The following is a 16,086-nucleotide window of genomic DNA, read 5'->3' as shown; positions in this document are numbered from 1 at the left end:
CTATGGAAAATGAGAATAAGAAAAAAACAAATGCCCCGATAGACGAGGCATACATCATGTCCATAATGGCGGGTGAAACAAAAAAGCCTGAAAAAGCAACGGAGGAACCCCAGGCAGAACAAAAGGAGTTGATAGACGAAAAGCCCGCATCTAAGGAGCGTACCCGTCAAAAGAAAGTTTCCGGGTTCAGTTACGGTGAGCGTTTCCTCAATGGTCATACCATGACCCGCAGGGGTGATAAAAGCATTTACATCCGGCAGGAATATCACGAACGGCTTTCCCGTATTGTACAGGTTATCGGTGAGGATAAAATACCCCTGTATGCTTATTTGGACAATATTCTCGAACACCATTTTGAACAGTTTGAGAAAGCCATCACCGATGATTTTAATGAGAAATTTAAACCCATATTTTAAAGTATTTGATTATGGAAATAATAATTGTTATCTGCCTGCTGATTGTTATTGTGCTGCTGGCAAAGGATAAAATCATCATCAAAAAGGTGGTGAAAAGCAAGCCTCAACATCCTGCGGTAAATCCCGATTTATCGGAAATAATGGGCAAGCCAAAGCCTGTAAAGCGACACATAGTGCCAACAAGTGCCACGAAACGCCAATTTGATAAAAAGGCTGATATACCTGATAATTTTGAAGCAGAAACCAACGAAGCAGGTTTTGCGAGGGAAATTCCGCAGGAGGAATTGGATGAAGTTTTTGGGAGTGAACCTGTTTCCGATTTTGAGAGTGAGGACGAGGAATGGCAAGAACAGGGATTACCGAACAGCGACAATGGGTTTGCCACAGGGGTTACCTACGAGGAACTGACAACCGTGGGGGCATTGCTTCAGCAAGACGTGCTGGAACCTGCCTCTCAACAAAAAGCGGTAGACATCGTTCAGCGAATACAGGGAACCGAATTGTTTAGCTTGCTCGAAAACTCCATAGAGGGGGCTTCACGAAAGATTGCGGAGCTGCTGGATAAAAGCCTCCCCGCCAGAGCGGATTTCAATTCTTCCAACGTGCGGAATAAGGATTTAGAGGGTTTCGACATTGGGGAGTTTGTCTGAAAAGACAGCTCCCTTTTGTTTATATCGCTTTATCAAGTCTTTTATGAATGTAGGATATGGTATTCAAAATATCCAAAGCCTCGTCTTCGGTAATTTCAAATTTGATTTTAGGTTCGTGCGCCGTAGAGTTTCTAATTAAGCCAAACATACCTTTAATCAAGTTGCATAATCCTAAATGCTCGCTTCTATCCGTATCCGTTTTTAAGTGATTGATTTTAACCAACGGATTACTGGTAGAAAATGAAGTTTCTGCTAAAGCATTGCCATCTGCATAAAGCCCGGTCATTTTCCTTAAACGGTCTGCAATACTTTTGGTAGCCTCAAAAACAGAATGAAAGTAGTTTTCAACCAATAGTTCAGCCTTACAATATTCAAATATCGCAGCATGAACATTCCTGCTTTCCAACTTATGTTTTAAGCGGCTGGCACGTTGTTCGGCTTCTGCGATTGTTGTAGCTTTTTCAACTAATCTGAATTTACCTTGCTCTGTGAGTTCTGTACCTATAAACGCTAAACGTTTATTAACCTCTAATCTGCGGTTATGAAAAATTTCTTCTTTCCCAATATACCGAACAGGTTGCAAAGCATCTTGCACAAATCTTAGTATATGATTTGAACATTGATTTTTATTCTGCCAATCAGCAAATGCAGAATACAGTCTTCTCCATTTTGTGTTTTGAGGGTCAACATCCGGGATGTTTGCGTTCAATAGAATTTGCCCTATTTCCGTACCTGTCAAACCATCCGAAGCATCTCCAATAGTTTTACATAATCCCTCCAACACATGCGCTTCAAACATTGGACGTTTAATACTTGCCATACTTTCTACTTTTCTTCCTCGTAATAGATTTTGTAATACTTCCTACCATCTTTCTCAACACCCTTTTCAATAAGATCTTTATTCCCATGAATATATATGTCGAAATTTCGGTCAAGTTTTAGTACGCTTTTGAAAACACGAGATTGTTTTTTTACAGCTTGGGAAGATATTGGGAAGCTATCTGCTAATTCTACCTCATTTTCCTGTCTGTAAGTTTGATCGAACTTTCTAAACGATTCAATAACATTGTTGTCTCCAAACACTTCCTCTTCAAACTCCTCTTTATTAAATGTCTCATTCTTTTTAAAATAGTCCACAGATCGATTTAAAAAATCAATTTTATCGGCTTTACTCAACTCAAAGTCTTCATCTAATTGCTTTGTTACAAACTGTTTGGCTATTCCTAAAAATTGGTTGGTTTGATGGTATTCATCCTTGATAATGCTCACATTAAGAAACTCATCTTTCCAATATTGTGCTTCGTTTGATTTGCTTGCATTATCAATAATTAAAATTTTATATCCTGTTTCGGCAGTTGTATTGAAAATCAAACAGCCTTTATCCATGCTTTTCAAATCGAATCCAATTTCATGTACAATATTATAATTCGATCTTTGCTTCTTCATCTGAATAAATGGAGAAGGTGTTTCTGATTTGAAAATGCCAAGTACATTAACAACCTCATCTTCTATAATTATATTGTCGAATAGTGAAATATTGAGTTGCCCTTCTTTTATTTTGGGGTGCATTGACTGTTCATAAAGTAATTTTGCTATACTTTGAGAATTTGAGATAAAAGAATTTGGATCTGAAAATATCTGCTTAGCTAAAGTAAACACTTCATTCATCTCAATATTTACTGCATGGGTAAATTTGTAAAGTTCTTCTGTTTTTAAAAGGGATAAGAAATATTTTAAAAGATAGTTTTTCGTGTCCGATGCTAAGAGCGATTCTTCATTAGAAAGACTATATTTTTCATCTCGTAATTTATTTCCAATTTGGTGCGTAATAATTTTCTCTATTTCTACTTGGGTAAAATCTATATTATTCATCTTTTATGTCGTATGTTGTACAGAATGTGGTTGAGATTTCAGTAAATTATATTTTTCCATTTTGAATTTTTCAAATTCTTGTAATAAAAATAACCTCACTTTATCTTTGTTTACTCCTTTATATTCATCTTTAAGATTAACGGTTGAAACATCTATTGAAAATTCAATGTTGCTAAGTCGTTTTTTGAAATATCCGTTGAAGCCAAATTGAACTACGCAGTTCCCTTCAGCGGCATGATAGGAAAAATTGTAAAGAGCTTCAACTGAGGCTAACTCAATATATTTATGATTCTCATTTTCATTAATCAAATAATGTTCATGTAGTGTTTCGCCATTTATTTTTAAAGTATTTACTTTACCCGTCATTAACTTGGCAATTTCAATTGGCATTTCCATAGTTCTATCAGGAGCAATATCCAAATCTGTGGCTCTTTGAAATTCAAAAATTTCAGAACTATCAGTTAGACTTAAAAAAAATTTAATCCTTTCTTCATTTGTGAAATTGCTATACAAGATTCTTTCAACGTCTGTATTTGGTTTAGTATAGTTTTTACTTTTAAACTCATTAACCAAATGCTTAACACCCAAATCCGCAATTGTTTGAGTTTCAGGAGAGGTGTAAATCATTCTTAGATATACCTTGTCATTTTCTTGTACCTTCTCTAAGACAATTTCTCCATCATACTCATTTTTAGTTCTATACCAGCCAGAATTATAATTATTCGTTTGACATCTAAATTGCATTTTCACTTTGTTTGGATTTCCTTCAACCATTGCAAAATTGGTTTGCGAAATAACAGCCTGTCGTGAATCCGCTGTTCTTATAATTTCCTTTAAATCAATCTTGTCAGGAACAACTTTAATGAGATCATCTGTATTATGCCAGGCTAAAGGTCTTGAAAGAATTTTTTGGTTTAATTCTTTTCCTCGAATGTTTTCTTTAATATATTCAAATTCACTCGGAGAAAGTATTGTTGACAATAAAATTGGATATGTATCATTATTCTTTGAATCCTCTAAATAAATTCCACGCAGTCTGAGCAAGTATTTCAATTTTGTGTCGGATAATGACGGATGATTTAAAACGTCCTGAAGAGTTGCTCCAAAAGGGATATGCTTATTTACTTCTAACTTTTCCATAGTACTAACGTAAAATAGGGTTATTATAATTTACTACTTCTAACTGCGAAGTAAAAGAGGCATCATTGAATATTTGCTTAATGTTGTTTACCGTTGGCAAATGTTCAGTTTCTGAATAGTCCGGAAAGCCAATTAATGTCGCTCCTTGTGCATTACAGCCAATATTTTTTGCTATTCCCATGTATTTCATCAAATCATCTCTATCAAAATTGTCGATTGCATTTATAATGATAGTTGTTTCATTCTCCTTTGATGCTCTCAATGGTAATATACTTGAGTTAATGTACTGAATCGGCATAACTCTCCCGTTTCGTGGATTTCGGTCATCATTATTTAGCCCATTGTTGAAATAAACAAAGTCAATATTGTGTAGACGATATTTCAATTGAGCAAAACAAATCGAATCATATATGAACTCAATCCGTTTATTGTCAACTAAAAAAATGCCGTCGTGATTTACCCCTGTATTTAACTCAATCCGAGATAATCGACTTACTAAATCGTTCTCACCTGTTCCTGAATTGTTCAACCAAAACAAAACACCTCGATCGAAATGTGTGTCAATGTTCTGGTGAAGATTTATTGTGTATTGTTTTAACTCAGACTTTTTAAAGGATTCAATTGCCTTAGCTAATTCAAGATATCGCTCTTTAAATTGTGTTGTTACTTGTGATACAGGATAAGGATCTGTGCTATATTTTGATGAATAGATGACATTTTCAATTGTGCTGCTCACCATAGGATTAACGTAATGAAAATATCCATCTATCCCATTTGTTCTTTTTCTGAACTCGGTATCAATACTATCAATATCATCATTTCTTAAAGGATTTATCCATCCTATAAGGGCTAAAAAATCCGCTACTACTGTTTCGCCTACTTCTCCTACACGTTTTGAATATTCTCCCATAATTTCTATTTAAGTTAAGTCTAAGTTTTTTTTCTTCGATAGTATTTGATTTTCTTCTCTACTATTTTTAGGATTTCAAGTCCATCTTCCTCATTAAGAAGTTGATTAGTGATCTTATCGCTAATGTATCTAACCTTTAGTTCGGACTGGTCAATTTTGAACATTCTTGAAATTCCATCAATGATTTGTTCATTGGCATTTCGTTCATTCTTCTCTATTTTACTCAATGTTGACGTATCAATATTCAATTCCGCTGCGACTTTTCTAAGAGGAAGATTCGCTTTTCCCCTTAATGACCGGACATACTCGCCAAATGATATTCTTTCTAATGTTGACATTGACTTCTTGGACATCATTTGTCCAAAAGTAATAAAATTCTATGATTTGAAAAATATGTATTTCATAGGTATCAATTACTCATAACACTGCCACTCACTGCCAAGTAATTCCACTGAAAGACACATCGTTATTGCGCCTCTTTTTTCCTGACACTTTTGTTCCGAAAGCCCACAGAAAGCGGGAAGTAGAAACAAAATAATTCATTCAGATTATGGAAAGAAGAAAGAAAAAAGTATTGCTGACAGGCGTTGCGTTACTGTCGGCATTTGGTGTGTTCGCACAGGGAAACGGCAATGCTGGCATTCAGGAAGCAACACAAATGGTAACGGGATATTTTGACCCGGCTACCAAATTGATTTATGCCATCGGTGCGGTGGTTGGGTTAATCGGAGGTGTAAAGGTTTACAACAAATTCAGCAGTGGCGACCCGGACACATCGAAAACGGCGGCAAGCTGGTTCGGTGCGTGTATCTTCTTAATCGTTGCAGCAACCATCCTGCGTTCATTCTTCCTTTAATCCAATGCCCTATGAGTAATTACAACATCAACAAAGGCATTGGAAGAACCGTAGAGTTCAAAGGGCTGAAAGCACAATACCTGTTCATCTTCGCAGGTGGCTTGCTCGGCGTGCTTATCCTTGTTATGATTATGTACATGGCAGGCGTAAACTCCTACATCTGCCTGTTCATAGGCGCAGGCGGTGCATCACTGATTGTTTGGAAAACATTCTCATTAAATGGCAAGTACGGCGAACACGGGTTGATGAAGCTGGGCGCAAAGAAAAAGCATCCCAAATACATCATCAGTCGCAAAGCGGTACATCGCAGTTTAAGGTTCACCTCTAAATCCGATGCCGTATGAGAAACACCGCAAAAACTACAACGCTGGAAAGCAAGTTTCCATTACTGGCGGTGGAACACAACTGCGTCATTTCAAAAGATGCAGACATTACCGCCTGCTTTCGGGTACACCTGCCGGAACTGTTTACCGTAGCATCACCGGAGTACGATGCCATACACTCCGCATGGCACAAGGCAATCAAAACCTTACCGGATTACTCCATCATCCACAAACAGGATTGGTTCATCAAGGAAAATTATGCACCGGATATTGCACAGGACGGATTGAGTTTCTTAGCGAAATCCTACCAGCAACATTTCAACGAGCGTCCTTTTCTCAACCATTACTGCTACCTCTTTTTGACGAAGACAACCAAAGAGCGTATGCGGATGCAAAGCAACTTTAGTTCGCTTTGCAAAGGCGTTCTTATCCCGAAAGAAATAAGGGATAAAGAAACCGTCCGCCGATTTATGGAAGCGGTGGCGCAATTCGAGCGCATCATCAACGACAGCGGGTTTGTGAAACTGGAACGGTTGACAGAAGATGACATCATCGGTGCAAATGAAAAACAGGGATTGTTGGAGCAATACCTGACCTTATCACGGACAGCCAATACGCCGTTGCAGGATTTGGCACTCGGTACGGAAGATGTGCGCATCGGTAATAAGCGATTGTGCCTGCACACGCTTTCAGATACAGACGATTTGCCCGGAACAGTATCAGCAAATACACGTTATGAAAAGCTGTCCACCGATAGAAGCGACTGCCTGTTGTCCTTTGCGGCTCCGGTGGGCTTGCTCCTTAGCTGTAACCATATCTACAACCAGTATTTATTTTTGGATAACAGCGATGAGAACCTGCGCAAGTTTGAAAAATCCGCAAGGAATATGCACTCGCTGGCAAGGTATAGCCGTGCAAATCAAATCAACAAAGAGTGGATTGAAAAGTACCTGAACGAAGCCCACAGCTTCGGGCTTTCGTCTATCCGTGCGCACTTCAATGTAATGGCGTGGTCGGATGATGCAAACGAACTCAAACAGCTAAAGAACGATACCGGTAGCGCATTGGCTTTAATGGAGTGCAAGCCTCGCCACAATACCATTGACGTTGCCACGCTGTATTGGGCGGCTATGCCGGGCAATGCGGCCGACTTTCCAAGCGAGGAAAGTTTTTACACGTTCATTGAACCCGCCCTGTGTTTCTTCACCGAAGAAACCAATTATCAAAGTTCACCATCGCCTTTCGGTATCAAGATGGCAGACAGGCTTACGGGTAAGCCTATCCATTTGGATATTTCCGACCTGCCAATGAAAAAAGGCATCATCACGAACCGCAACAAGTTCATCTTGGGGCCATCGGGTTCGGGTAAGTCTTTTTTCACTAACCACATGGTGCGCCAATATTACGAACAGGGCGCACACGTCCTGCTCGTGGACACAGGTAATTCCTATCAGGGCTTATGCGAACTGATTAAAGGAAAGACCAGAGGTGAAGACGGGGTTTACTTTACTTACACCGAAGAGAACCCGATTGCGTTCAATCCCTTTTATACCGATGACGGCGTATTTGACATTGAGAAAAGGGAAAGCATCAAAACCCTCATCCTTACGCTTTGGAAGCGTGATGACGAACCGCCGAAGCGTTCGGAAGAAGTGGCGTTGTCAAACGCCGTGAGCGGTTACATTGACCACATTAAGCAAAACGATGAATACCCATCGTTCAACGGATTCTACGAATATGTAAAGGGTGATTACAAAACGGTACTGGAAGAAAAGCAGGTAAGGGAAAAAGACTTTGACCTCGCCAATTTCCTGAACGTACTGGAACCTTACTACAAGGGCGGCGAATACGATTACCTGTTGAACTCCGATAAGCAACTCGACCTGCTTTCCAAACGTTTTATCGTGTTTGAAATTGATGCGATAAAAGACCACAAAATCCTCTTTCCCGTGGTCACAATCATCATTATGGAAGTGTTCATCAACAAGATGCGCAGGCTCAAAGGTGTGCGTAAGCTGATACTGATTGAAGAAGCGTGGAAAGCGATTGCTAAAGAGGGTATGGCAGAATACATCAAGTATTTGTTTAAGACCGTCCGCAAATTCTTTGGTGAAGCCATCGTGGTTACGCAGGAAGTGGACGACATCATCCAGTCGCCCATCGTGAAAGAAAGTATCATCAACAACTCCGACTGCAAAATCCTGCTTGACCAGCGCAAGTACATGAACAAGTTCGATGACATTCAGGCGATGCTCGGACTTACCGAAAAGGAAAAATCACAAATCCTTTCCATCAACATGAACAACGACCCGTCAAGGCTTTACAAAGAAGTATGGATTGGGCTGGGCGGTACGCATTCCGCAGTTTACGCCACAGAGGTATCGCTCGAAGAATACTTAGCCTACACCACGGAGGAAACCGAAAAAATGGAAGTGATGCAGCTTGCCCATGAACTGGATGGTAACGTGGAGCAAGCCATTAAACGCATTGCCCTCCAAAGACGTGAGAAAGCAAACAGTTACTAATCATTTTAAAAGCAAGAGAAGTGGAAAAGGAGAAAATCACACTGCCCATTGGTGGTAACAAGGCTTTGATATTTGAAGCCGACCCCACCAACAAAGAGGAACAGGATTTTGCAAAACTGTGCAAGGAAGCAGCAGCATCCCAACCTCAAAGCCTGCAAGACTTTTTTACCCGGCTCAATGACCTGCAACAAAAGAAGCCTCCTGAACCAAAAAGGAAAATGGGTCGGAAAATGTAAAGCAGCTTTTCAACAGGAAAAGAAAAAATCAAACAGTTATTAATTTTTAAAAATCAGAAACAATGAAAAAAGCAATGTTACTGGTGTGTACGGCAATTATGCTTGCCGTTGCACCATCCGCTAAAGCACAATTTGTAGTAACTGACCCCGGTAATCTTATCTCCGGCATTCTCAACAGTGCAAACGAAATCGTGCAGACCTCATCCACCGTATCGAATGTGGTTAAGAATTTCAATGAGGTAAAAAAGGTGTATGACCAAGGCAAAGAGTATTACGACAAACTGAAAGCCGTAAACAACCTGGTTAAAGATGCCCGCAAGGTACAGCAGACCGTTTTGCTGGTGGGCGATGTGTCCGAAATGTACGTGAAGAATTTCGGCAAGATGATGAACGACCCCAATTTCACCCCACAGGAATTGACGGCAATTGCTAATGGTTATTCTACGCTTCTGAATGAAAGTACCGAGTTGCTGAAAGAGTTGAAACAAATCGTTACCTCGACCGGGCTTTCCTTAAATGATAAGGAGCGTATGGATATAATCGACAAAGTGTACAAAGAGGTTAAGGACTACCATAACCTTGTACGCTATTACACCAATAAAAATATTTCTGTAAGCATTTTGAGGGCGAAGAAACAGAACAACACCAAGCGTGTGCTGGAACTGTACGGAACCGCAGAACAAAAATATTGGTAAGCTATGGAATGGAATAACCTTCACGAAATGCTGCGCAGCCTGTACGATGAAATGATGCCATTGACGGCAGACATGGCTGCAATAGCCAAAGGAATTGCCGGATTGGGCGCACTGTTCTACGTTGCGCTGAAAGTGTGGCAGGCGTTGAGCCGGGCAGAACCCATAGACGTGTTCCCTTTGCTCCGTCCGTTCGCCATCGGGCTTTGCATTATGTTTTTTCCCACGATGGTTTTAGGAACCATCAATGCGGTAATGTCTCCCGTAGTAAAAGGCACGCACTCCATGCTCGAAGGGCAGGTACTTGACCTGAACAAGCTACAACAGCAAAAAGACCAGTTGGAGCGGGAAGCCATGCTTCGCAATCCCGAAACCGCTTACCTCGTAAGCGACGAGGAATTTGATAAGAAGCTGGACGAATTGGGCTGGTCGCCGTCCGATTTGGCTACCATGACGGGAATGTATCTCGACAGGCAAGCCTATAAAATGGAGAAAGCCATAAAGGAGTGGTTTCGTGACCTGCTGGAGATACTCTTTCAGGCAGCGGCATTGGTCATAGATACGATACGGACGTTCTTCCTCATCGTACTGTCTATATTGGGGCCGATAGCCTTTGCGATAAGCGTTTGGGACGGTTTTCAGTCCACGCTCACGCAATGGCTAACCCGATATATCAGCGTTTATCTGTGGCTGCCCATATCCGATATGTTCAGTTCCATACTGGCGAAAATACAATCGCTCATACTGGAGCGGGATATTGAAATGCTGGCAGACCCTACTTACATCCCCGATACTTCCAATACCGTGTATATCATTTTTATGCTGATAGGCATAGTGGGCTACTTCACTATCCCAACGGTGGCGGGCTGGGTAATACAGGCAGGCGGTGCAGGAAACTTTATGCGTAACGTAAACTCTACGGCTGCAAAAACAGGAAATCTTGCCGGAGCCGGAACGGGAGCCGCAGTGGGCAACATTGGCGGCAGGCTATTGAACAAAAATTAATCATCGTAAAAATGGAATTTAAAACATTAAGAAACATCGAAAACAGTTTTAGACAGATAAGACTGTACGCTATTGTTTTTGCCATTCTCTGCATTGCAGTGGTAGGATATGCCCTTTGGCAGTCCTACCGCTTTGCGGAGTTACAAAGACAAAAGATTTATGTATTGGATAACGGCAAATCATTGATGCTTGCTTTATCACAGGATGCCAGCATTAACCGACCAGTGGAAGCCCGTGAACACGTTAGGCGTTTCCATGAATTGTTTTTTACGCTCGCACCCGATAAGAATGCTATCGAAAGCAATATGAAGCGGGCTTTTAATCTCGCAGATAAATCGGCTTTTGATTACTACAAAGACCTTTCGGAAAAGGGCTATTACAACCGTATCATTTCGGGCAACGTACAACAGCGCATCGAAGTAGATAGTGTCGTCTGCAATTTCGATACCTATCCTTATGCGGTTCGTACCTACGCCAAGCAATTCATCATCCGTTCAAGCAATGTAACCAGGCGCAGCCTTGTTACCTCTTGCTACCTCGTGAACTCCGTCCGTTCGGACAACAATCCGCAGGGCTTCAACATCGAAAAATTTGCCGTGCTGGAAAACAAAGACATGGAGGTTATCGAACGCTAAAACCAATTTTATGGAAGCATTATCAGATTTAAACACGTTCGCCAAAATCCTTACCGACAAAGGATATAACGGCTATTTCCATACGCAGGGGGCATATCCCGGAAAGCTCAAAGATAGCATAGGCGAATACCTCGAAAGTTGTCGTAAAGGAACAGAGGGCGCACCTAAGCCCGTACTGTTGGTTACGGGCTACCTGCAATGGGCAGGTGAAGACAAGCCCCATGTGGAATGCAGTATGTGGGTCAAGTACCTGAACGGAAAATTCTTCCTCTCAAAAATGGAGGTTTCAAGAAAAGACCAATACGGGCAATTATTGAAGCATTCGGAACTCACAAATCTATCAGTGGTTACCGCTCCCAAAGTAAGGGAGGCAATCGCTTTGGTGAGTGATGCGCCTAAGCAAAGAGTTGTTCCCAAAAGCAAAGGTTTCAGGCACTAAAAACAGTCAAGGAATGAAAAAGTTACGAACAAAAATCAGCAAGTGGTTTGACAGGCTCGATGACAGGTGGCGGGAGTTGCCCATAAAAAAACAGCACCGCTATACGCTATTGCTTTTCGCTGGCTATGTGTTGTTGTCCATTATAGTAATAGCAAAAGTCTGCTATGATGTTGGCGCAAGCGATAGCAAGCTGAAAATAGAGCATATCGAAAACCCGCTTATCAAACAAAACAAGTCCCCGGTATCGCCGCAGGACAGTATTTCAAAAATCCTAAAAAATAAGATGTATGAAAGATAATGAAAACAAAAAAGTGAGTATTCTGGTCGAAGATGACGACCTGAATAACCAGCAGGATGCACCGAAAGACGGTGCGCAGAACAAAGCCGAAAAGCTAAAAAAGCCAATCATTTTTGTCCTTATGGGCGTGGTATTTCTCGGCTGTATGTATTTAATCTTCAAACCATCTTCCGACAAGAAAAAGGCGGTAGATATAGGTTTGAATGATGCCGTACCACAGGCTACCGATGCCGGAATGCAATCGGATAAGCAAAAAGCGTATGAACAGGAAATGCTGGAACAGAAAGAACAGGAAAAACGCAATGCGCTTATGTCCCTTTCCGATTACTGGAGCGAAGACAGTGCCGCCGACAAGAAAGCTGCTAATCCGGATGAGGTTAACGAAGACGGATCTGCTTACGGAGGTGGTATGCCTGCTAAGGGCAATCCGGCTTTGAGCAGTTATCGCAATGCCCAAAGTACTTTAGGTTCATTTTACGACAACAACGATTATCAAACGCAGGAACTCCGCAAACAGGTTGATGAACTGAAAGAGAAACTGGCGGAAAAGGATGTACCCGCTACAACGACCGTGCAAGACCAAATGGCATTGATGGAGAAGTCGTACCAAATGGCGGCAAAGTACTTGCCAACAAATACAGTTCCACAATCCAATAAAGTAGATACAACGGTTCCGGTAAAGGGTGGCGGTACGCAAAAAGAACATTTTGTAGCGTTCTCACCTGTGAGGAAAACTGCGGTGTCTGCATTGTACCGTGAGCCGACAGACAGTGCTTTTCTTGCCAACTGGAACGAAACCCGTAACAGGGGATTTTATACAGCCGGAACCAGTAAGCAGGTACAGCAGCCCAAAAACAGCATCAGGGCGATAGTACAGGAAACGCAGACTGTAACCGATGAAAGTGGTGTGCGCTTGCGTTTGATGGAAACTGCGAAAACGCCCGGTCGTACTATTCCGGCGGGAACGGTGCTAACAGCAAATGCAAAGTTTGCAGGCGGTAGGTTACAGTTGAAAATAACGTCCATTGAATTTGAGGGCAATATTATCCCTATGGAAATAACCGTGTACGATTTGGACGGACAACAAGGCTTATATGTGCCTTATTCGCCTGAAGTAAATGCCTTAACGGAAATAGCCTCCAACATGAGCCAGACGTCCGGCACGTCCATTATGATGACCCGCTCTGCAGGGCAGCAGGCGGCAGGCGACCTTTCCCGTGGCGTGGTGCAGGGTATATCGGGCTACTTCTCTAAAAAACTAAGAACACCGAAAGTTACCGTTAAAGCCGGTCATCAACTTTTCCTTGTTTCAAAAAACTAATGTTCAACACTAAAAATCAGCAATAAAATGAAAGCAATATTTAAAAGTCTTTTGGCAATGGCTTGTTTAATAGCCTTTACTGCCAATACCAATGCGCAGCAGGTTGCATCTAATACAAGCAAATTAAGCATGGGTAAAGTAGAACCTTACGAAATGCAGGTAACGTACAATAAGACCTCCCATTTGATTTTTCCGGCAGCCATCCGGTATGTGGATTTGGGCAGTGAATACCTGATTGCAGGTAAGGCAGATGATGCCGAAAACGTGCTGCGTATAAAGGCTACCGTTAAAGATTTTAAAGAAGAAACCAATTTTTCTGTAATTACCGATGATGGTCGTTTCTACAACTTCAATGTTTTTTACAGTGCTTATCCAACCACCCTGAATTATGATTTACTGACGATGCAAAAAGCATCAGACAGGGAAAACGGTAACGATGTGCTGTTTGAGGAATTGGGGAGCAATTCGCCATCGCTGGCCGGGTTGCTCATGGAAACCATTTATAAAAAGGACAAAAGGATTGTAAAGCATATAGCCTCCAAAAGTTACGGCGTACAGTTTCTACTGAAAGGCATCTATGTACACAACGGCAAATTTTATTTTCATACAGAGTTGCGCAATACAAGCAACGTTCCGTTTGCTATTGACTTTGTGAATTTCAAAGTAGTAGATAAGAAAGTGGCGAAGCGTACCGTAGTGCAGGAAAAGCCAATGACCCCGTTGCGTATGTATAAACCGCTTACCGAAATTGCGGGCAATACGACTGACCAAAACGTCTTCCTACTCGACCAGTTCACCATTACCGATGATAAGGTATTGGTAATTGAAATCTTTGAAAAGAATGGCGGCAGGCAGCAAGCCTTACAGGTCGAAAATTCCGACCTCGTACACGCCAAGCTGGTAAACGCTATGCACCTAAAGATTAAGTAACCAAAACAGAAAAAACAATGACAAAATACATTTTTGCTGTAATGCTTGCGGTGTTGAGCATTACAGCAACGCAAGCACAACGAATGACACCCGGACAAAAAGGACTGGAAGTAAACGCCGGATTGTTATCTAAGAAAGTAAAGGATAATTACTTTTTGAATTTGACCCTTACTGTAAATAGCAGAGCTGGAAACTATTGGATTTGGGGTGCAGAATATACCCACCAATTTGCCGATTACAGGACTGTACAAATACCTCTTGAAACCTATACGGGTGAAATGGGGTACAGCCTCCAGCTTTTAGGCGATGCAAGAAAGACTACAAACCTTAATGCGGGGCTTACTGCTGTTGCCGGGTACGAAACCATTAACCGGAGTGATGCAACGCTCTATGATGGCTCTAAAGTCCTCGACAAAGACAATTTTATTTACGGAGCCGGAGGGCGTTTGTCTTTGGAAACATACCTGTCCGACAGGTTTGTGCTGCTCCTGCAAGGTCGTACCAAAGTATTATGGGGTACAGATTTAAAACAGTTCCGCCCATCAGCAGGCATTGGGCTAAGGTTTAACTTTTAAAAAGAATAACAATGAAACGATTTTTGAATAGAAATAAATTTTTGTGGCTGCTTCTCCTGGTCTTTACAAGTGCCGCCGTGTTATCGTCCTGTAATAAGGAGGAACTCGACATACAGCAGAACTATCCGTTTGAGGTCAAAGTGATGCCAGTTCCGGGAGATGTGGCAAACGGGCAGACTGTTGAAATAAGGTTTACCATTGAACGGAGTGGTAATTTCAACGATGCAAAATACTTTATCCGCTATTTCCAATATGACGGGCAAGGCGCATTGCGATATTACAGCGAACCGCCGTATATGCCTAATGATTTGTACCAATTGCCAGCGACACAGTTCCGGCTGTATTACACCTCACAATCTGCCGTATCGCAGTCGTTTGATGTATGGATAAGCGACAATTTCGGGAACGAAAAGCAGATAAGTTTTCAATTTAATAATAAAGACTAAGCGAACGGCTATACCAATCGGAAAATAGAAGTCGTCTGACCTAAAAAGTCGGACGACTTTTTTATTGCAGTTCTTAATTTGTGCCGTTATAAGCTGTGACTGCTAAAATATTCTGCTGCTATTTCACTAATTCCAACACTGACATATTTCCTGTCTTTGCTCAATGCTTTTACGGCGGTTATTATCTCATCAGGGTCGGCGAATTTCAATATATAGCCCGATACACCAGCTTTCAGCATAGTTCTAACACTTTCCTCTGCATCATCGGTACTTGATATTAATAGCTTTAAATCGGGATGTTTTTCGAGTAACAATTTTGCTGCCGCAAAATCTTCTTCGACGATGCACACATCGGGCAGCTCGCCGTCTTCATCTATTTTCATTAATGCTTTTTCGCTGTCACTCACTTGAAATTGTACAATATAGCCAGCATTTTCAAGTTGATTTATGGAAGTATATCCCAGATGTTCGTTGTTATCTATAATGGCTATGCGAATTGCTTTTTCATTACTGTTCATAATCTTGCAATATTATTTGTTACGTTTAATCCGTCCCCACCAGCTTTTATTTGTAGATGGAGGGGTTGGCTTTGTCCTTTCTTCTTTTTGTATATCTCTGATTTCATGAGCGGTCAGCCAATCATGAAAATGTTGGACATCATTGGGGCAAAAGTGTACTATCTTCCCGTTTTTAAGTGATATGGTAAAAATGCCACTGGCAACTGCAAAAGCCGATAATTCGGAGGCAGAAAATTGAAAGGCAAGGTAGGTATTGTTTGCAGTGTCCATAATATCCGTTTTAGTATTGGAAGCCTGCA

General features: G+C 41.4%; 22 protein-coding genes. 15 read left to right on the top strand and 7 right to left on the bottom strand.

What is annotated here, in order from left to right:
- Nucleotides 1–2 precede the first annotated feature (2 nt).
- Both B0O44_RS18455 and B0O44_RS18450 read left to right on the top strand, forming a co-directional pair.
- The gene (locus tag B0O44_RS18455; RefSeq protein WP_054280998.1) at nucleotides 3–416 is read left to right on the top strand and encodes a DUF3408 domain-containing protein; all 414 of its coding nucleotides are present in this window, start codon (nucleotides 3–5) and stop codon (nucleotides 414–416) included.
- An 11-nt stretch (nucleotides 417–427) separates the two neighbouring features.
- A complete protein-coding gene (locus B0O44_RS18450; RefSeq protein ID WP_054280999.1) occupies nucleotides 428–1,066 on the top strand; it encodes a hypothetical protein in 639 nt (212 codons plus the stop codon).
- A 19-nt stretch (nucleotides 1,067–1,085) separates the two neighbouring features.
- On the opposite strand, the gene B0O44_RS18445 is transcribed toward B0O44_RS18450, so the two are convergent.
- The 5 genes from B0O44_RS18445 to B0O44_RS18425 are packed head-to-tail and all read right to left on the bottom strand — an operon-like array spanning nucleotide 1,086 to nucleotide 5,326.
- Nucleotides 1,086–1,886: a TIGR02391 family protein gene (locus B0O44_RS18445; RefSeq protein ID WP_054281000.1), complete on the bottom strand. Its 801-nt coding sequence runs from the start codon at nucleotides 1,884–1,886 to the stop codon at nucleotides 1,086–1,088.
- Between the two features lie 5 nt (nucleotides 1,887–1,891).
- A complete protein-coding gene (locus B0O44_RS18440) occupies nucleotides 1,892–2,938 on the bottom strand; it encodes a nucleoid-associated protein (RefSeq protein WP_054281001.1) in 1,047 nt (348 codons plus the stop codon).
- Nucleotides 2,939–2,941: 3 nt separating this feature from the next.
- Entirely contained in the window at nucleotides 2,942–4,078 is a 1,137-nt protein-coding gene (gapS4b, locus tag B0O44_RS18435; RefSeq protein ID WP_054281002.1) for a GapS4b family protein, read from the bottom strand.
- A 4-nt stretch (nucleotides 4,079–4,082) separates the two neighbouring features.
- Nucleotides 4,083–4,988 (bottom strand): GapS4a family protein, encoded by a 906-nt coding sequence (gapS4a, locus tag B0O44_RS18430; RefSeq protein WP_054281003.1) that lies wholly within the window; start codon nucleotides 4,986–4,988, stop codon nucleotides 4,083–4,085.
- A gap of 20 nt (nucleotides 4,989–5,008) precedes the next feature.
- Nucleotides 5,009–5,326 (bottom strand): helix-turn-helix domain-containing protein, encoded by a 318-nt coding sequence (locus B0O44_RS18425; RefSeq protein WP_054281261.1) that lies wholly within the window; start codon nucleotides 5,324–5,326, stop codon nucleotides 5,009–5,011.
- Between the two features lie 212 nt (nucleotides 5,327–5,538).
- On the opposite strand from B0O44_RS18425, the gene B0O44_RS18420 reads away from it, so the two are divergent.
- The 13 genes from B0O44_RS18420 (at nucleotide 5,539) to B0O44_RS18360 (ending at nucleotide 15,269) form a co-directional block, all read left to right on the top strand.
- Nucleotides 5,539–5,844 (top strand): DUF4134 domain-containing protein, encoded by a 306-nt coding sequence (locus B0O44_RS18420; RefSeq protein ID WP_054281004.1) that lies wholly within the window; start codon nucleotides 5,539–5,541, stop codon nucleotides 5,842–5,844.
- Nucleotides 5,845–5,855: 11 nt separating this feature from the next.
- Nucleotides 5,856–6,188, top strand: a complete 333-nt coding sequence (locus B0O44_RS18415; RefSeq protein ID WP_054281005.1) for a DUF4133 domain-containing protein — start codon at nucleotides 5,856–5,858, stop codon at nucleotides 6,186–6,188.
- Nucleotides 6,185–8,692 (top strand): TraG family conjugative transposon ATPase, encoded by a 2,508-nt coding sequence (locus B0O44_RS18410; RefSeq protein ID WP_054281006.1) that lies wholly within the window; start codon nucleotides 6,185–6,187, stop codon nucleotides 8,690–8,692. Before B0O44_RS18415 ends, B0O44_RS18410 begins: the two co-directional genes overlap by 4 nt.
- Before the next feature lie 20 nt (nucleotides 8,693–8,712).
- Nucleotides 8,713–8,928 (top strand): hypothetical protein, encoded by a 216-nt coding sequence (locus tag B0O44_RS18405; protein ID WP_054281007.1) that lies wholly within the window; start codon nucleotides 8,713–8,715, stop codon nucleotides 8,926–8,928.
- 62 nt (nucleotides 8,929–8,990) lie between these two features.
- Nucleotides 8,991–9,623, top strand: a complete 633-nt coding sequence (locus B0O44_RS18400; protein ID WP_054281008.1) for a DUF4141 domain-containing protein — start codon at nucleotides 8,991–8,993, stop codon at nucleotides 9,621–9,623.
- Nucleotides 9,624–9,626: 3 nt separating this feature from the next.
- Nucleotides 9,627–10,625, top strand: a complete 999-nt coding sequence (gene traJ, locus B0O44_RS18395) for a conjugative transposon protein TraJ (RefSeq protein WP_054281009.1) — start codon at nucleotides 9,627–9,629, stop codon at nucleotides 10,623–10,625.
- Nucleotides 10,626–10,636: 11 nt separating this feature from the next.
- Nucleotides 10,637–11,260: a conjugative transposon protein TraK gene (gene traK, locus B0O44_RS18390; RefSeq protein WP_054281010.1), complete on the top strand. Its 624-nt coding sequence runs from the start codon at nucleotides 10,637–10,639 to the stop codon at nucleotides 11,258–11,260.
- A gap of 10 nt (nucleotides 11,261–11,270) precedes the next feature.
- Entirely contained in the window at nucleotides 11,271–11,699 is a 429-nt protein-coding gene (locus tag B0O44_RS18385; protein WP_054281011.1) for a hypothetical protein, read from the top strand.
- Between the two features lie 13 nt (nucleotides 11,700–11,712).
- Nucleotides 11,713–11,997, top strand: a complete 285-nt coding sequence (locus tag B0O44_RS18380) for a nitrogen regulatory IIA protein (protein ID WP_054281012.1) — start codon at nucleotides 11,713–11,715, stop codon at nucleotides 11,995–11,997.
- A complete protein-coding gene (gene traM / locus B0O44_RS18375) occupies nucleotides 11,987–13,318 on the top strand; it encodes a conjugative transposon protein TraM (RefSeq protein ID WP_054281013.1) in 1,332 nt (443 codons plus the stop codon). Before B0O44_RS18380 ends, traM begins: the two co-directional genes overlap by 11 nt.
- Before the next feature lie 27 nt (nucleotides 13,319–13,345).
- Complete coding sequence (gene traN, locus B0O44_RS18370) at nucleotides 13,346–14,248, top strand: conjugative transposon protein TraN (protein WP_054281014.1); 903 nt, start codon at nucleotides 13,346–13,348, stop codon at nucleotides 14,246–14,248.
- Between the two features lie 17 nt (nucleotides 14,249–14,265).
- Nucleotides 14,266–14,823 (top strand): conjugal transfer protein TraO, encoded by a 558-nt coding sequence (locus B0O44_RS18365; RefSeq protein ID WP_054281015.1) that lies wholly within the window; start codon nucleotides 14,266–14,268, stop codon nucleotides 14,821–14,823.
- Between the two features lie 11 nt (nucleotides 14,824–14,834).
- Nucleotides 14,835–15,269 carry a DUF3872 domain-containing protein gene (locus B0O44_RS18360; RefSeq protein ID WP_054281016.1) on the top strand — a complete coding sequence of 145 codons (435 nt, stop codon included), beginning with the start codon at nucleotides 14,835–14,837 and terminating at the stop codon, nucleotides 15,267–15,269.
- Nucleotides 15,270–15,355: 86 nt separating this feature from the next.
- Here B0O44_RS18360 and B0O44_RS18355 read toward each other — a convergent pair whose 3' ends face one another.
- Nucleotides 15,356–15,787: a response regulator gene (locus tag B0O44_RS18355; protein WP_054281017.1), complete on the bottom strand. Its 432-nt coding sequence runs from the start codon at nucleotides 15,785–15,787 to the stop codon at nucleotides 15,356–15,358.
- 12 nt (nucleotides 15,788–15,799) lie between these two features.
- Nucleotides 15,800–16,057, bottom strand: a complete 258-nt coding sequence (locus B0O44_RS18350; RefSeq protein ID WP_054281018.1) for a hypothetical protein — start codon at nucleotides 16,055–16,057, stop codon at nucleotides 15,800–15,802.
- Nucleotides 16,058–16,086 lie beyond the last annotated feature (29 nt).

It is taken from the genome of Pedobacter nutrimenti, from assembly GCF_003208655.1.
In the GTDB taxonomy this organism is placed as follows: Bacteria; Bacteroidota; Bacteroidia; order Sphingobacteriales; family Sphingobacteriaceae; genus Pedobacter; species Pedobacter nutrimenti.
The sequence above is the reverse complement of the archived record's forward strand: the minus strand, read 5'-3'. Positions and strand labels throughout refer to the sequence as shown.

Excerpts from the sequence above, each read along its gene's own strand:
- B0O44_RS18455 (WP_054280998.1), top strand. The coding sequence starts at position 3 with ATGGAAAATGAGAATAAGAAAAAAACAAATGCCCCGATAGACGAGGCA.
- B0O44_RS18450 (WP_054280999.1), top strand. The coding sequence starts at position 428 with ATGGAAATAATAATTGTTATCTGCCTGCTGATTGTTATTGTGCTGCTG.
- B0O44_RS18445 (WP_054281000.1), bottom strand. The coding sequence starts at position 1,886 with ATGGCAAGTATTAAACGTCCAATGTTTGAAGCGCATGTGTTGGAGGGA.
- B0O44_RS18440 (WP_054281001.1), bottom strand. The coding sequence starts at position 2,938 with ATGAATAATATAGATTTTACCCAAGTAGAAATAGAGAAAATTATTACG.
- gapS4b (WP_054281002.1), bottom strand. The coding sequence starts at position 4,078 with ATGGAAAAGTTAGAAGTAAATAAGCATATCCCTTTTGGAGCAACTCTT.
- gapS4a (WP_054281003.1), bottom strand. The coding sequence starts at position 4,988 with ATGGGAGAATATTCAAAACGTGTAGGAGAAGTAGGCGAAACAGTAGTA.
- B0O44_RS18425 (WP_054281261.1), bottom strand. The coding sequence starts at position 5,326 with ATGTCAACATTAGAAAGAATATCATTTGGCGAGTATGTCCGGTCATTA.
- B0O44_RS18420 (WP_054281004.1), top strand. The coding sequence starts at position 5,539 with ATGGAAAGAAGAAAGAAAAAAGTATTGCTGACAGGCGTTGCGTTACTG.
- B0O44_RS18415 (WP_054281005.1), top strand. The coding sequence starts at position 5,856 with ATGAGTAATTACAACATCAACAAAGGCATTGGAAGAACCGTAGAGTTC.
- B0O44_RS18410 (WP_054281006.1), top strand. The coding sequence starts at position 6,185 with ATGAGAAACACCGCAAAAACTACAACGCTGGAAAGCAAGTTTCCATTA.
- B0O44_RS18400 (WP_054281008.1), top strand. The coding sequence starts at position 8,991 with ATGAAAAAAGCAATGTTACTGGTGTGTACGGCAATTATGCTTGCCGTT.
- traJ (WP_054281009.1), top strand. The coding sequence starts at position 9,627 with ATGGAATGGAATAACCTTCACGAAATGCTGCGCAGCCTGTACGATGAA.
- traK (WP_054281010.1), top strand. The coding sequence starts at position 10,637 with ATGGAATTTAAAACATTAAGAAACATCGAAAACAGTTTTAGACAGATA.
- B0O44_RS18385 (WP_054281011.1), top strand. The coding sequence starts at position 11,271 with ATGGAAGCATTATCAGATTTAAACACGTTCGCCAAAATCCTTACCGAC.
- B0O44_RS18380 (WP_054281012.1), top strand. The coding sequence starts at position 11,713 with ATGAAAAAGTTACGAACAAAAATCAGCAAGTGGTTTGACAGGCTCGAT.
- traM (WP_054281013.1), top strand. The coding sequence starts at position 11,987 with ATGAAAGATAATGAAAACAAAAAAGTGAGTATTCTGGTCGAAGATGAC.
- traN (WP_054281014.1), top strand. The coding sequence starts at position 13,346 with ATGAAAGCAATATTTAAAAGTCTTTTGGCAATGGCTTGTTTAATAGCC.
- B0O44_RS18365 (WP_054281015.1), top strand. The coding sequence starts at position 14,266 with ATGACAAAATACATTTTTGCTGTAATGCTTGCGGTGTTGAGCATTACA.
- B0O44_RS18360 (WP_054281016.1), top strand. The coding sequence starts at position 14,835 with ATGAAACGATTTTTGAATAGAAATAAATTTTTGTGGCTGCTTCTCCTG.
- B0O44_RS18355 (WP_054281017.1), bottom strand. The coding sequence starts at position 15,787 with ATGAACAGTAATGAAAAAGCAATTCGCATAGCCATTATAGATAACAAC.
- B0O44_RS18350 (WP_054281018.1), bottom strand. The coding sequence starts at position 16,057 with ATGGACACTGCAAACAATACCTACCTTGCCTTTCAATTTTCTGCCTCC.